This window comes from Arthrobacter sp. ISL-5, from assembly GCF_018613835.1.
Taxonomy (GTDB): domain Bacteria; phylum Actinomycetota; class Actinomycetes; order Actinomycetales; family Micrococcaceae; genus Arthrobacter.
In genome coordinates this window covers 94,719-108,718 of record NZ_JAGGPM010000043.1, presented here as the reverse complement: position 1 = coordinate 108,718, position 14,000 = coordinate 94,719, and the positions used below count along the sequence as shown (strand labels likewise).

General features: G+C 64.9%; 12 protein-coding genes and 1 pseudogene. 5 read left to right on the top strand and 8 right to left on the bottom strand.

Annotated features, from left to right (window positions below):
* Positions 1 to 92: 92 nt before the first annotated feature.
* Both J7I89_RS21755 and J7I89_RS21750 read right to left on the bottom strand, forming a co-directional pair.
* Positions 93 to 431, bottom strand: a complete 339-nt coding sequence (locus J7I89_RS21755; protein ID WP_214974665.1) for a P-II family nitrogen regulator — start codon at positions 429 to 431, stop codon at positions 93 to 95.
* Positions 428 to 1,789, bottom strand: a complete 1,362-nt coding sequence (locus J7I89_RS21750) for an ammonium transporter (protein WP_214974664.1) — start codon at positions 1,787 to 1,789, stop codon at positions 428 to 430. The genes J7I89_RS21755 and J7I89_RS21750 overlap by 4 nt, the downstream gene beginning before the upstream one ends.
* A 227-nt stretch (positions 1,790 to 2,016) precedes the next feature.
* Here J7I89_RS21750 and J7I89_RS21745 point away from each other — a divergent pair, with 227 nt between their 5' ends.
* A complete protein-coding gene (locus tag J7I89_RS21745) occupies positions 2,017 to 3,276 on the top strand; it encodes an MFS transporter (RefSeq protein WP_214974662.1) in 1,260 nt (419 codons plus the stop codon).
* A gap of 97 nt (positions 3,277 to 3,373) precedes the next feature.
* Here J7I89_RS21745 and ftsY read toward each other — a convergent pair whose 3' ends face one another.
* The 4 genes and pseudogenes from ftsY to J7I89_RS21730 form a co-directional block, all read right to left on the bottom strand.
* Positions 3,374 to 4,582 carry a signal recognition particle-docking protein FtsY gene (gene ftsY, locus J7I89_RS21740; protein ID WP_214974650.1) on the bottom strand — a complete coding sequence of 403 codons (1,209 nt, stop codon included), beginning with the start codon at positions 4,580 to 4,582 and terminating at the stop codon, positions 3,374 to 3,376.
* 50 nt (positions 4,583 to 4,632) lie between these two features.
* Positions 4,633 to 8,232 carry a chromosome segregation protein SMC gene (gene smc, locus J7I89_RS21735; protein ID WP_214974648.1) on the bottom strand — a complete coding sequence of 1,200 codons (3,600 nt, stop codon included), beginning with the start codon at positions 8,230 to 8,232 and terminating at the stop codon, positions 4,633 to 4,635.
* 110 nt (positions 8,233 to 8,342) lie between these two features.
* Positions 8,343 to 8,510, bottom strand: a pseudogene (locus J7I89_RS25410) (DNA-formamidopyrimidine glycosylase); the annotation flags it as partial.
* Between the two features lie 238 nt (positions 8,511 to 8,748).
* Complete coding sequence (locus J7I89_RS21730; protein ID WP_214974646.1) at positions 8,749 to 9,090, bottom strand: hypothetical protein; 342 nt, start codon at positions 9,088 to 9,090, stop codon at positions 8,749 to 8,751.
* Positions 9,091 to 10,102: 1,012 nt separating this feature from the next.
* Between J7I89_RS21730 and J7I89_RS26030 the strand changes: the two genes are divergently transcribed.
* On the top strand, positions 10,103 to 10,483 hold the full coding sequence (locus tag J7I89_RS26030) for a nuclear transport factor 2 family protein (protein WP_214974644.1): 381 nt from the start codon (positions 10,103 to 10,105) through the stop codon (positions 10,481 to 10,483).
* A gap of 19 nt (positions 10,484 to 10,502) precedes the next feature.
* Here J7I89_RS26030 and J7I89_RS21720 read toward each other — a convergent pair whose 3' ends face one another.
* A complete protein-coding gene (locus J7I89_RS21720; protein WP_214974642.1) occupies positions 10,503 to 11,432 on the bottom strand; it encodes an RNA polymerase sigma factor in 930 nt (309 codons plus the stop codon).
* Positions 11,433 to 11,781: 349 nt separating this feature from the next.
* On the opposite strand from J7I89_RS21720, the gene J7I89_RS21715 reads away from it, so the two are divergent.
* The gene (locus J7I89_RS21715; RefSeq protein WP_308160001.1) at positions 11,782 to 12,180 is read left to right on the top strand and encodes a nuclear transport factor 2 family protein; all 399 of its coding nucleotides are present in this window, start codon (positions 11,782 to 11,784) and stop codon (positions 12,178 to 12,180) included.
* Between the two features lie 181 nt (positions 12,181 to 12,361).
* On the opposite strand, the gene J7I89_RS21710 is transcribed toward J7I89_RS21715, so the two are convergent.
* Complete coding sequence (locus J7I89_RS21710) at positions 12,362 to 12,559, bottom strand: DUF1508 domain-containing protein (protein ID WP_214974634.1); 198 nt, start codon at positions 12,557 to 12,559, stop codon at positions 12,362 to 12,364.
* 220 nt (positions 12,560 to 12,779) lie between these two features.
* Between J7I89_RS21710 and J7I89_RS21705 the strand changes: the two genes are divergently transcribed.
* Together J7I89_RS21705 and J7I89_RS21700 are read left to right on the top strand one after the other, a co-directional pair.
* A complete protein-coding gene (locus J7I89_RS21705) occupies positions 12,780 to 13,082 on the top strand; it encodes a hypothetical protein (protein ID WP_214974632.1) in 303 nt (100 codons plus the stop codon).
* Positions 13,083 to 13,258: 176 nt separating this feature from the next.
* Complete coding sequence (locus tag J7I89_RS21700; protein ID WP_214974630.1) at positions 13,259 to 13,786, top strand: AAA family ATPase; 528 nt, start codon at positions 13,259 to 13,261, stop codon at positions 13,784 to 13,786.
* Positions 13,787 to 14,000 lie beyond the last annotated feature (214 nt).

Below are 14,000 nucleotides of genomic sequence, written 5' to 3'. Positions count from 1 at the left end.
GTCCGGGCACGCAACAGGGCCGGTCACCGCGATGGTGACCGGCCGTGCTTGCATCCCGTTGGGCTGGGACTGTGCGTTTCAGATGGCTGCGGCTAGATGGCTGCTACGCCCCGTTCACCGGTCCGGACCCGCACTGCTTCAAACACGTCGATCGTCCAGACCTTGCCGTCGCCGGCCCGGCCCGTGTTGGAGCTGGAGATGATGACATCCAGGATGTCGTCAGCCTGTTCGTCCGTGGCCAGGACCTCAACGCGGATCTTGGGCAGCAGGTCCACGTTGTACTCTGCGCCGCGGTAGACCTCGGTGTAGCCCCGCTGCCGCCCGTAACCACTGGCGGCACTGACCGTCAGGCCCTGGACCCCGTAGGCCTCCAGGCCTTCCCGGATGGCTTCGAGCTTCTCCGGACGGACGATTGCTGTAATCAGTTTCATGCCCCCACGCTTTCCTTGCCTGATGCTGCTTCTGCCTTCTCGCCTTCGCTGCCCGCGGGGACCGCGTCGGTGCCGCTCTTCGGGGCGTTGCCGGTGATCAGTTCGTGCAGCGGCTGGAAGCTGCCGCCGTGGCCGCCGATGCCAAACTCGTAGGCGGTCTCGGCGTGCAGGCTGAGGTCCACGCCCACAGCTTCCTGCTCCTGGGAGACGCGGAAGCCCATGGTCTTGTGGATGGCCAGTGCGATCACCGCGGTCAGGATTGCCGAGTATGCGATGGCGACGCCGGCCGCTGCGAGCTGGGCCCAGAGCTGGGTCAGGCCGCCGCCGTAGAAGAGGCCGCCGCCAACGCCGTCGGCGGGAAGGGCGATGAAGCCCAGGGCCACGGTGCCGATGATGCCGGACACGAGGTGGACGCCAACAACATCCAGGGAGTCATCGAAGCCCCAGCGGAACTTGAGCCCGACTGCCAGGGCGGAGGCGGCACCGGCCACGAGGCCGAGTCCGAGGGCGCCGACCGGGCTGACGTTTGCACAGGCCGGGGTGATGGCGACGAGGCCGGCAACTACGCCGGATGCTGCGCCGAGCGAGGTCGGGTGGCCGTCGCGGATGCGCTCGGTGATGAGCCAGCCCAGCATGGCCGCTGCCGGAGCCGCGAGGGTGTTGATCCAGATCAGGCCGCCCTGCTCTGCCGTGGTCGCCGCGCCGCCGTTGAAGCCGAACCAGCCGAACCAGAGGATGGCCGCGCCGAGCATCACAAACGGGATGTTGTGCGGGCGGTGGTTCGGGTCCTTGCCGAAGCCCTTGCGGTTGCCGATGATCAGGACCAGGACCAGTGCCGCGACACCGGCGTTGATGTGGACCACGGTGCCGCCGGCGAAGTCAATCGCGGGGCCGAGCGCCTTGCCGATTGCGCCTTCGGCGCCAAACAGCCCGCCGCCCCAGACCATGTAGGCAAGGGGGCAGTAGACGAGCGTGACCCAGACGGGCACGAAGACGCTCCAGGCGCCGAACTTGGCGCGGTCTGCGATGGCGCCGCTGATCAGTGCAACGGTGATGATTGCGAAGGTGGCTGCGTAGCCCACCTTGATGAGGCCGTCAGGGGTAGTGATGCCCTCGAGGCCGAAGGTTGCGAACGGGTTCCCGACAATCTGCAGGAATCCCTCGCCGGAGCTCATTGAAGCGCCCCAGAGTACCCACACCACACCAACCATGCCGATGGAGATGAAGCTCATCATCATCATGTTCAGTGCAGCCTTGGCGCGCGTCATGCCGCCGTAGAAAAATGCCAGACCTGGTGTCATGAACAGCACGAGTGCCGCCGAAACCATGAGCCATACGTGACCTGCGGTAAGTTCCATGGTGCACGTCCTCCCTTGATCGAATGCTGCGGAGTGATCCGCCTGCCCAACGCCTTTTGCGTCCTACATAAAGTTTTGCCGCGCTGTGTTTCGCTGGCGGAGGATTTAGATTGCCGGCCTGTTACAACAACCTCCCGGAAGTAAATGGTGCATATCTGGCTTGTTACGGTTATGTTTCACCACTCGCAATCCGCCCTTCCGGCCCTTTTCGCAAGGATCACCCGTATATGACGCCACGCCCCCGTCCCGCCGCCAGCAGACTGCGGTTTAGCGTCGGCCGGCGGACCGGCGACGCCCGGCTGCCCCGTGACATCAAGGTGATGCTCGTCGCGGCGTTCCTGATCGCCCTCGGATTCGGCCTCGTGGCGCCGGTACTGCCGCAGTTCGCGACCACTTTCGACGTCGGCGCCACGGCCGCCGCCGTGATTGTCAGCATCTTTGCCTTCATGCGGCTGGTGTTCGCTCCTGCCGGCGGGGCGCTGATCGGCAGGCTGGGTGAGCGCCCTGTCTATGTGGCGGGACTGCTGATTGTGGCGGCATCCACGGCGGCCTGCGCCTTTGCCCAGGACTACTGGCAGCTTCTGGTGTTCCGGGGGCTGGGCGGCGCCGGATCGGTGATGTTCACGGTCGCTTCCATGGCACTCGTCATCCGGCTTGCACCGCCCGAAAGCCGCGGCAGGGTTTCGGGCGCCTACGCTTCGGCGTTCCTGATCGGCAACGTGTGTGGGCCCATCGTGGGCGGCCTGCTGGCCGGGTTCGGGCTGCGAGTTCCCTTCCTCGCCTATGCGGGGGCGCTGGTCCTGGCCGCGCTCGTGGTGCAGACGCAGCTCAGCCATGTGCCCGGCAACGGACGCCGCGACGGTTCTGCGGCCCCGCCCATGAAACTCGGTGAGGCCCTCGGGGACAGCGCGTACCGGGCGGCGCTTTTTTCAAGCTTTGCCAACGGCTGGGCAACGTTCGGCGTGCGCATGGCCACGGTGCCCCTGTTTGCGGTCACGGCACTCGGCTCCGGTCCGGAGGCGGCCGGCTGGGCGCTGGCGGTCTTCGCTGCGGGCAACGCTGTTGCCCTTACTTTTTCGGGCAGGCTGGCGGACAGTCTGGGCCGCAAGCCGATGATGACCGCCGGGCTGGTGCTCACCGGCGCCGCGACCGGCGGGATCGGCCTGACAAACGGGCTGGGCTGGTTCCTGGCCGCGTCCGCGCTCGCCGGCGTCGGTGCGGGGCTGCTGGGGCCGGCCCAGCAGGCGGCTGTCGCGGACGTGATCGGCCGCGAGCGGTCCGGGGGTCGCGTGCTGGCCGCTTATCAGATGACGGCGGATATCGGCGCCATCCTCGGCCCGGTGTTCGCCGGGCTGCTGGCGGACCAGCTGGGCTACGGCTGGGCGTTCGCCGTGACCGGCGGCGTCCTGCTGCTCGCTGCGGCAGCCTGGCTGCTGGCCCGGGAGACGGTGCAGCGGCACATTGAGGACGCTGACCGGCCCAACTAGGTAGCAGCTCACGCCGTTCTCAGGGCTGAAAACGGCGCGAGCTGCTACCTAGTTGAGGGGGCGGGCGGCGGAGCTGGGTCGGAGCTGGGTGGGGCGCCTAGTTCAGCAGGGCGTCGACGAAGCCTTCTGCCTCGAACGGGGCGAGGTCGTCCGCGCCCTCGCCGAGTCCGATGAGCTTCACGGGCACGCCGAGGGACTTCTGGATGGCGACGACGATGCCGCCCTTGGCGGTCCCGTCCAGCTTGGTCAGGACGATGCCGGTGATGTTGACCACTTCGGAGAAGACGCGAGCCTGGTTCAGGCCGTTCTGGCCCGTCGTGGCGTCCAGGACGAGGAGGACCTCGTCAACCTCCGCCAGTTTTTCGATGACGCGCTTGACCTTGCTGAGCTCGTCCATGAGGCCAACCTTGTTCTGCAGGCGTCCGGCGGTGTCGATCATGACGACGTCGACTTCCTGGTCGATGCCCGCCTTGACCGCCTCATAGGCGACGGATGCCGGATCCGCGCCGTGGATGTCGGACTTCACAGTGGGGACCCCCACGCGCTGGCCCCATGTCGCCAGCTGTTCCGAGGCCGCGGCCCGGAAGGTGTCGGCGGCACCGAGCAGAACATCCTTGTCCTCGGCGACAAGTACCCGGGCCAGCTTGCCCACAGTGGTGGTCTTGCCCACTCCGTTGACGCCCACGATCATCATCACGGCCGGCTTGCCGTCGTGCCGTTCGATCCGCAGGCTCCGGTCCATGTCCGGGTCCACGAGCTTGATGAGTTCCTCGCGGAGCAGGGCCTTCACGTGCTCGGGATCGCGCGTGCCCAGCACCTTCACGCGCTCGCGCAGGGCATCAACCAGCTGCATGGTGGGTTCGGTGCCAAGGTCGGCGAGAAGCAGTGTCTCCTCCACCTCATCCCAGACGTTCTCGTCAATCTTGTCGCTGGAGAGCAGCGCCAGCAGCCCCTTGCCGAGCACGTTGTTCGACTTGACCAGGCGCTCCCGCAGCCGGGTGAGGCGCCCCGCCACGGGCAGCGGGGTCTCCACCGCAATGGTTTCCAGGCTGGCGGCGTCGTCGGGGACGTCGGCTTCGAAGCCTTCAAGGTCGACGGCGTCCGGCGCCTTGCGCTCGGCAGGCACCACGGGGCCGTCCTCAACAAGGGTCCCTCCGCCGCCGAGCGGCGACGCCGGATCGTTGGCGTCCCGGGTTCCGGAGTATTTGGTTCCGGACTTCCGGGCCTTCATCAGTACCGGAACTAGGCCGCCGATGACCGCCAGGACAGCAAGAATGGGCAGGAGAATAGGGAGGATGTCGTTCACTCCCCTAGCTTCTCACAACAGCCGCGGGCGGTGCGGACAACGCCTGCTGCCTAGACTTCGGCTCCTAGGCGCTGGCTGATGACGGTGGAGACGCCGTCGCCCCTCATGGTCACGCCGTAAAGGGCGTCCGCCACTTCCATGGTCCGCTTCTGGTGGGTGATCACGATCAGCTGGCTGGACTCGCGGAGTTCTTCAAAGATCGTAATGAGCCGGCCCAGGTTGGTGTCATCCAACGCGGCCTCGACCTCGTCCATGACATAGAACGGCGAGGGCCGAGCCTTGAAGATCGCCACAAGCAGGGCCACCGCGGTCAGGGACCGTTCGCCGCCGGAGAGCAGGGAGAGCCGCTTGATTTTCTTCCCGGCGGGTCTGGCTTCGACCTCGATGCCGGTGGTCAGCATGTCGCCGGGGTCGGTCAGGACGAGCCTGCCTTCGCCGCCGGGAAACAGCCTGGCGAAGACCCGCACGAACTGTGCTGACGTGTCGGCGAAGGCTTCCGCGAAGACCTTCTGCACGCGGTCGTCGACTTCCTTGATGATGTCCAGCAGGTCCTTGCGGCTGGCTTTGAGGTCCTCCAGCTGGGTATTAAGGAACTGGTGCCTCTCCTCCAGTGCCGCGAATTCCTCCAGCGCCAGCGGGTTGACCTTCCCCAGGGATGACAGGTCGCGTTCGGCCTTGCGGAGCCGCTTTTCCTGCTCCGCGCGGACAAAGGGCTTGCCCTCCGCGAGGGGCTTGCCGTCGTCATCAACCGGCGCCCTCGGGGCTGCCCACTTGTCCGCGGACGCCTCAGCCGGCACGGGTACCGGCTGGTCCGGCCCGTAGTCCGCCACCAGCTGGTCCGCAGTGAGCCCGAGCTCTTCCACCGACTTTGTCTCCAGCGCCTCGATCCGGAGCCGCTGCTGTGCCCGCGCCAGCTCATCGCGGTGCACGGAATCCGTCAGTTCAGCCAGTTCCCGGGCCAGGGCGTCGTTGGCGGTGCGGACGGCCGCCAGCTCACTGTCCCGCTGCTCCCTGTTCTGCTCGGCGAGGTCACGCTCGTGTCCGGCGAGTTCAACGGAGACATCGCTGAACCGGATGATCTGCTCCACCGCGGCGGATACGGCTGCCGCCCGTCCGGCCTGGATCCTTCGACGGCGGGCCCGCTCGGCTGCCTCTTGCCGGGCACGGCGTTCCGAGGCCGCCGCCCGCTCCAGGGACGACGCCCTGTTGCCGATTGCCGCCAGCTGCTCTTCGCCGGTTCGCAGCGACAGGCGGGCGTCCATCTCGGCAGACCGGGCCAGGGACGCGGCGAGTGCCAGTGCGTCACGGTTTTCAGTGGACGGTTCTTCCTCGGCCGGGGCGTCCTGGGCCGCCGCCAGCCGCGCGGCGATCCCGGCCAGGGCCTCCTGCTCCGTTCCGATGTTGGCCTCGGCCCGCGCCAGGGACGCGGCCAGCCGTTCGCTCTCTCCCACGGCGCTGCGCAGGACGGAGTTCAGGTGCCCCAGCCGTTCAGCCACCGCCGCGAGGCGCGCGTCGGATTCATGCAGCCTTTCCAGCGCGGCGTCCGCCCGGTCCTGCGCCTCAGCGCGCCGGGCCTCTGCGGCGGCGAGCGCAAAGCGGCTTTGCTCCAGTGTGGCCGTGACGGCCTCCAGCCGTGACCCGGCGTCGTCGACGGCGGCCTGCACCTCAAGCAGCGACGGCGCCTTGGCGGAACCGCCGGTGACGGTCAGTGACGTGAACACGTCACCCGCATGCGTGACGGCCGTGAGGTCCGGCCGCCCGGCGATCAGGCTCGCCGCCGCGTCCAGGTCCCCGACGACTGCCGTCGCCGAGAGCAAGTTTTGTACCGCCGCCGCGGCAGCACCGGCGGCGTCGACCAGGTCCGCGGCCCAGCGGGCACCTGCCGGCAACGTTCCGCGGTCCGCGGTCCGGTCAGCAGCAGCGGAGTGTGCGGCCGGCGGCGATTCGAGCAGGAGCGTGGCCCGGCCCGCGTCGTCGTCCTTTAGGAGCTGCACCAGTGCCGCAGCCGTTCCGCTGTCCTGCACGACGACGGCGTCCGAGGCGCTGCCGAGGGCGGCGGCAACGGCTGCCTCATACCCGGCTTCAACGGCCAGGGCGGAGGCCAGCGATCCGACGATGCCGGGCAGTCCGGCACCGAGGGCATGCTCGGAACCGTCCTTGCGGTTGAGGCCGAGCTGCAGGGCCTCGCGCCGGGCCTTGAGGGTGTCGCGTTCACGCACGGCTTCCCTTTCGGAACCCCTGAGCGATTCGATCTCGGCCAGGACGGCGTCCAGCGCGGCGCTGGCTTCCTCGTATTCCGCGTCGAGGGACTCCTCGCCGTCTTCGACGCCCGCGACCTGGGATTCAAGCGCCGTGAACTCGGTCTGTGCCCGCCGCCGCCGCTCATCACCGGCGGCGAGTGATTCGCGGAGCCTGCCGACTTCAGCCTGCGCCGATTCCACGCGTGACCTCGCCGCACCCACCTGGCCGGCCAGCCTGGCCAGGCCTTCACGACGGTCCGCCGCCGCGCGCAGCGCCGCCGTGAGGCGCTTCTCTTCGGCGGCTGCGGCGTTTTCCGCTTCGGTTTTTGCGCGGGTGGCTGCCTCGAGGGCACTGCGCCGGTTGACGATGTCCCGTTCGAGCTCAGCCTGTTCGCCCCGGACGCGGGCGGCCTGCTTTTCCAGCTGCTCCGGGTCGCGGCCGGGGTCCGGCGCTGCGTCCGCCGAGCCCAGCAGGCGGTGGCGCTCCCGGGCCAGCGATCCAAGCGATCGCAGCCGTTCGCGGCCTGCGGACAGCTGGTACCACGTGTCCCGGGCGGCATTGAGGCGGGGGGTCGCTTCCGCCGCGAGCCGTTCCAGGACGGCCTGGCGCTGGCGGCCGGCCTCGAGTTCCTGTTCCACGACGGCGCGGCGGGCCTTGAGGGCGGATTCGTCGGCGACGTCCTGGGCGAGGATGTTCCGCAGCTGGACGAGGTCATCGGCCAGCAGCCTGGCCCGGGCATCCCGGACCTCGAACTGGACGGTCTGGGCACGCCGGGCAACCTCCGCCTGCTTGCCGAGCGGCGTCAGCTGCCGCCTGATTTCTCCCGTGAGGTCGCTGAGCCGCTGGAGGTTGGCCTGCATGGCCTCCAGCTTGCGGACCGTCTTCTCCTTGCGGCGCCGGTGCTTGAGGATGCCGGCGGCTTCCTCAATGAAGCCGCGCCGGTCCTCGGGCGTGGCGTGCAGGACCTTGTCGAGCTGGCCCTGGCCCACAATGACATGCATCTCGCGTCCCAGGCCCGAATCGGAGAGCAGCTCCTGGATGTCCAGCAGCCGGCAGCCGGCCCCGTTGATGGCGTATTCCGAGCCGCCGGTACGGAACAGCGTGCGGGAGATCGTGACTTCGCTGTACTCGATGGGAAGTGCGCCGTCAGTGTTGTCGATGGTGAGCGAGACGTGCGCGCGGCCCAGCGGCGGCCGGCCGGAGGTACCGGCGAAAATGACGTCTTCCATCTTGCCGCCGCGCAGGGTTTTGGCACCTTGCTCCCCCATGACCCAGGCCAGGGCATCCACCACGTTCGACTTGCCCGAGCCGTTGGGGCCCACCACAGCGGTGACTCCGGGCTCAAAGTCGAAGGTCGTTGCGGATGCAAACGACTTGAAGCCACGGACGGTCAGACTTTTGAGGTGCAAGGTTTTTCGGATCTCCTGAGTGGCGGCAGCGGCTGCTTGTCCTGCCCTAAATCTACTGCCACGCGGCCGGGATCCCCGGATTTACGGCCCGGAACGGCCGGTGGCAATGGTCACCAGCGGCCGTTCCGGGGCCGCGGCTGGCACACGGGGCACGTGTAGGAGGACCGGTTCATGAACTGCTCGCGCTTCATCAGGCTGACAATCCCCGCTGCGGCGCAGCGTCGGCATTCCTCCCCCTCCCTGCCGTAGGCATTGAGGGACCGGTCGAAGTAGCCAGACTACACACGTTAGATACGTTGAACTTTAGATAGTGAGAAGGGGCGCGTTTCCGCAGGTCAGCGGTCGTTTCTCGCCCGGAGGACGTCACCACAACGCGCCCTGCCTACGGACCAGAGTACGACCTGTGGACTTCAACTTGGAAGGGACGCAGTCGAAGGGAGAGGCCGTCCGCCAGGCCGCCGAAGAGCGGTCGAGCGGCAAGGCCGCTCTGGAGAACCGGGACCGACCGTCGGTCCTCTACATCGACGGTCCAGCTCCGCCGGAGCTTCGTCGCTTGGCGTCACGCTCTTGGAGATGGTCCAGGAGCACCTTGCCAATGACGGTCACCTGCTCGGCTGTCAACGGAGGCGCAGCCTCACAGACCTTCCGGACATGGTCGTCGTGTGCAGTCCGTCCGAATGCGTCGTTCAGGTCGGCGACTCGGATCATCGTCTTGATGACCGGGCGACCGTCGCGGCCACTCATCTTCTCAGTGCGCGCCGGCAAACCACCCTGCTTGATACGTCGCCAAATGGTCTTGGTGCTGCAATGATGGCGCTCGGCCGCAGCGGCGACGCCGAGCCATTCGTCTTCGTGCATGTGGGCTCCTCCAGGTCTAATAAGCATCCAGAGAACGGATCGAACGTTTTCATGACCCCGAACGCTTCAATATGCTCATAGTCCGAGGACTCTTCGGCGACCTATCGAAATCGCTTCATCTATGAGCAGTTTGGTGCATCGCAACGCACGCGCGACCTGCGTCATCAACGCAGGTGATGATCCCAGGAAGCCTTCGCCAATCATGTCAAGATCGACCGCACCTACATCAGCGGGATGGAACGAGGACGCCGCGATCCGCCTCTTGTAGTCATTCTCAATGAGCCCTCATGAACTCGGAGTTCTTCGCAATCATCGAGTGAGCCCTTGAGACGGCCGGGAGTCCTTAGGAACGCGACGACTTTACGGCGAGAATGACCCGCGCTTTGTCCCCGGGCTTGAGGGCCTTTTACAAGGCGGGACTTAGTTCGGGCCTCCCCAGCTCTCATCGTAGCCAGGGGCTTCAAGAGTGCCTCTCGATGGCTGCGCCTACGCAGAAAGCTGTTTTGGGACCTTTGACAGCATGGTCTTCCCGGCTCCCGGCGGTCTATGCAAGGGCAGGTTTTGCGACCATAGATGAGGAGAAAAGATCCCTGCTAAATCAGCACAAAAAGGCTCACATCACTGCGATCACCACATGTTCACTAACTGTCGAGTTCCGACCCCGTGATGGAAAAGAGACGAGATGCCTGACACCTTGGCATCTCCCCTCTCACACATAGGGAGCCGATAGGGCACAGCCAGACTTACCGCACCGCGCCCACCTGCGGCGGCCGCACTCACGACCTAAACAGGGACACGCCGAAGAGTCCGCGTCGCACAGTCGATGACACGCTTCCATCGCCAGCGCCCGCCCGCAGGGGCTGCAATCGCATCCGTTTTCCACAGACACCAAGACACCACTACCGGCGGCCGGCCACTGGTGCTGCACTGGAGCGGTCGTCAGCTACGAAGACATCGAACTATATGCGCGGAACGTTCGGCACCCAGTCGTTATCCGTAGCTTCTTCTGCCAATGCTGATACTTGGTTTGAGGAGGAATACCAGCTTTCTGCTGCGCGAACCCAGGAGCCCGGGAATACGGCAGGATGCGGTCGGTAAGCCGTGGCTCCACAGCCAGGACTTCCATCTGGTCACGCCGGGCGGGGTTTCGATGACACGGGATCAGTATCTCGGTGCGATAGAGAGCGGCCGCATTGACTACGCAATATTCGAACCCGGAGAGATGTCGGTTCGCGTCAGCGGTGACTTGGCGATACTTCGATACCGGGCCGAACTTGAGGCCACCTATGATGGTCAGGCTGTCCCGCGCAGCGCGTACTGGCACACTCACTGCTATGAGAGGAAGGGGCCCATCTGGCAGGCGGTGTGGTCTCAGGCCACAGCGGCCCGATGAGTCTTCGGAACTGGAACGGTTAACGAAGTCCCAATGTGCGCGCCAACGCATGCAGCACTGGCACGGCCGCCCCGAGAATCGCCTTCTTCACGTCCGTGAGGGTGCTCATTCGATCGACCACATCGGCTACGCCGGAAGCGTGAAGGAACCCCTGGACGGATATGCCGGAATCCAAGTGCCCTGCCATGTGCATCGAAATCACTGCACCAAAGACCAGCGGCGTGCCGGCAGCCCGCATTCGTGAATGCACTTCACGCAGGCCCTGCACGGCCGCTGTACAGTCCGAACAGATATGGCGGTGAAGATTCACCTTCAGAATGTCTCGGCGCGAGGCGGTATCCATCACCATACGGGCCAGCAGCGGCAAATACTCCCGGCATCGTTCCCCGGCTGCACTCCCGACATATTCAACGAGATAGGCTTCGCGCAGTCCACGGCGCGCCCTTCGCACCAACGCGGAAACCGCGTTGGCCTCAATTTCCAGGATCGGCGCCAGTTGCCGTGGTCGCAGCCCAACCACATCAACATGCCAAAGAACCTGCTGCCATCGCCGGGGAAGCGCCGCGAAGGCCCGCGATGCCATGTCCCGTTCCCGCTTTCCGTCGACATATGCATATCCACCGTCTTCGGCAGAAGTTTCGGGAACGTGTTCCGTGGCGTATTCGTAGCTTCGCCTGCGCCAGTGATCCGCTGTGCTGGTACGGATCGCACGGAAAAAGTAGGGACGAAAGGGTCCTGAGGGGCCCTTCCCTGACCGCATAGCCGACAGGACTTTGAGGAAGGCATGTGCCGCCAGTTCTTCGGCGTCGTTATGGTCCCTGGTCAGGCTGTAGGCAAAAGCAACGCCGGCATCCCAATGTTCCAGGTGCAGCATCGTCATCGCATGAGGGTCCGCCGCGGCGCTGGCCCGGACAATTCCGGCCTCACCGTCCGGATCAGAGAGGGTCACAGAGGCGCTCTCCCGGGTCTCGGCCACGTCGTGAGCGTTCACATCAAGGCCGTCATCACACTAAGGCGGATCTTTTCCACATGTCCTCCACGTTGAGACTGTGTCTTTCCCCCAGGTAGTGATCCTACTCACATGTAGACAATCTCCCGAATTATCTTCATAAATGACGTGATACCAGCCGAACTGGAATCCTTATTCGTGTGGACAACAAGCCTCATCGCGGCTTGGATTCGGCGCCGGAACGGAACGGAGAGAGCAAGAAAGCCGCTGGAACCCTGCCTCTCCCCTGTCGTGCCAAAATATAAGCCAACTTGTCTTCGGCTACCTCGAAACGTTCGCATCCGGCCGGATGAAAGGAACAATGAACAACCCGCTGGCAGATCCAACAGAGCAGCTGCGCTCAGTCGAACGAACTCGGATTCAGGCTCTGGTCTCAGGAGATATGGCTGTCGCCCGGTTACTTCACAGTCCGGCCTTTCAGATCATCACGGCGATCGGCGAGAACATGAGTCGGGACGAGTACCTCTCTGCGGTGGAGTCCGGAACCGTCAAGTATGTGCGGTGGGAACCAGGAGACATCGCTGTGCGGTTTCACGGGGACGCCGCCGTTCTGCGCTGTCGGGCACGCCGGGAAGTGATCTTCGGAGGATCTCCGATGCCCCCAGCCAACTACTGGCACACGGACCTCTATGAGCTGACCGACGGTGCCTGGCGGGCGGTCTGGTCGCACATCACCGAGATCTATTAGCCGTTAGCCTCTCCCCGGAATCAGCCGTTATCGCCGTGTTTAGGGCAGTGCGGATCAGTGGGTTTTGGGTACACGGGATGGTAACGCCATCGCGGGCAGCTACAGCCGGGGTCGACGTTCGTGGCCCTCGTCCAAAAGGACTCCGATCCGGTACCAACTACATGTTCAGCCATGAGAAGCGTCAGGCATTGGCGACTGAACCCGTCAGATCCACGATGCGCCCGGCTACTGCGATTTCTTGCGCGGACCGGATGCCGGCGATGGCAGCGTCCTCATGGGGATAAGCCTCCGAGGTGAGCATCACCGAACCATCCACTGCGACCAAACGGAACCTGTGGTCCCCCTCCCCGTCCAGATACAGTTCAAAGCCAGCGGCCATGGTGTTCTCCTAACCTGACGCGGGGCCTTCATGCCCCGACTCCAACAAAACCGTCCTGGTTTAGTACCGGCCGCGCCGCATTTCGTGACGCCGAACGGACAGAGAACCCCGTCCTTCCAACGCAATAGCGTCACGAATCAGGCCCTGTCCGGTATAGACAGTGATGCTCCTGGTTCAGCGGATTCCCCGAACCGGCGGCGCATGGAATGAGAGGACAGACATGCCCAATGCACTGATCACGGCTCCTGTGGCGCCGGTCAACGGGAGCCACGGGGCTGCCCTGCACGCGCTGAACGCCATCCGTCGTGCACCCAGGATGGCGATCCTCAGAAGCATCAGAGCCGGGAATTGGCATACCGGCCAAGAGATCGAAGACCTGATCGGGATTTCAGCACAGGAAGCCTTGCCGCACCTGGCTGTGCTCCAGGAACTTGGCATCCTCCTGCACGACGAAGGTCACTTCAGTCTCAACACAGAAGTCCTGCATTCGCTGCTTCTCCAGACCCGGACCATCTCCAAGTAGAGGTAAGGTCAGTCCTGCTGCTCCGATCCGGGATCTGGAGCTGGCCGGCAGCTGAGGCGACGCTGCCGCCGGCCTGATCACTTGGAACGGTGGACTAAGCCGGAGATGCCTCGCTTGGCGAAGACCAGCCTGCCGTTCCGGTTCGATTGCTCAATACCGCTTCAGAGAGACTCAACGTGAGCCCAACAGACTTCGTCATTTTCCTCAACGGGACCTACGGTGCCGGGAAAACATCAGCCCTGGACCACATTGGTGACTTGCTTTCAGAAGCCCGGAAGCCTTTCAGCCTGATGGATGTCGATTGGTTCCATCGTTCATGGCCCCCAAGCGAAAACGACCCCACAAACACTGAGACTGAAGCCGCCAACATGGCTGCCGTCTGGCGCAACTACCAAAACACGGGTGCACGACAACTCGTCGTTAGCGGAGTCATCGCCGGCCTCCAGGACCGCACGCGCTACGAAGCCATATTCCAGTTACCCGTCCGGCCCATCCGTCTCATAGCCACCGAAGAGGAGACAGAAAAGCGGCTCCGCCGCCGCTACACGCCCGAGCAGGACTCCAGCCTTCAATGGCATCTCAAGCGCTATCGCCAGCTCAACTCCGCACTTACCGCAGCAGGCCTGGACGAAGCCATCATCGAAACAACACAACGCAAACCCGGCCAAGTGGCAAGAGATGTCCTCAAGCACTTCGCCTTATGAGGAGCAGGGCAGCGCCCAAACACGTCGCGCAATTGCTACGTGCCCGACCGCGTACCGCCAGTCATGGCTTGCAGGGCCCGGAACCGCAGCATTAGTAGAGTGGCGGCATGGCACAGGTCACTATTTACAGACACGAGAGCTCGATCGAGCACGGGCGACCCATGGCCGGCTATAAGGTGCTTCTCACAGCGTTCGGCGGCGGTCCCGCGAACGG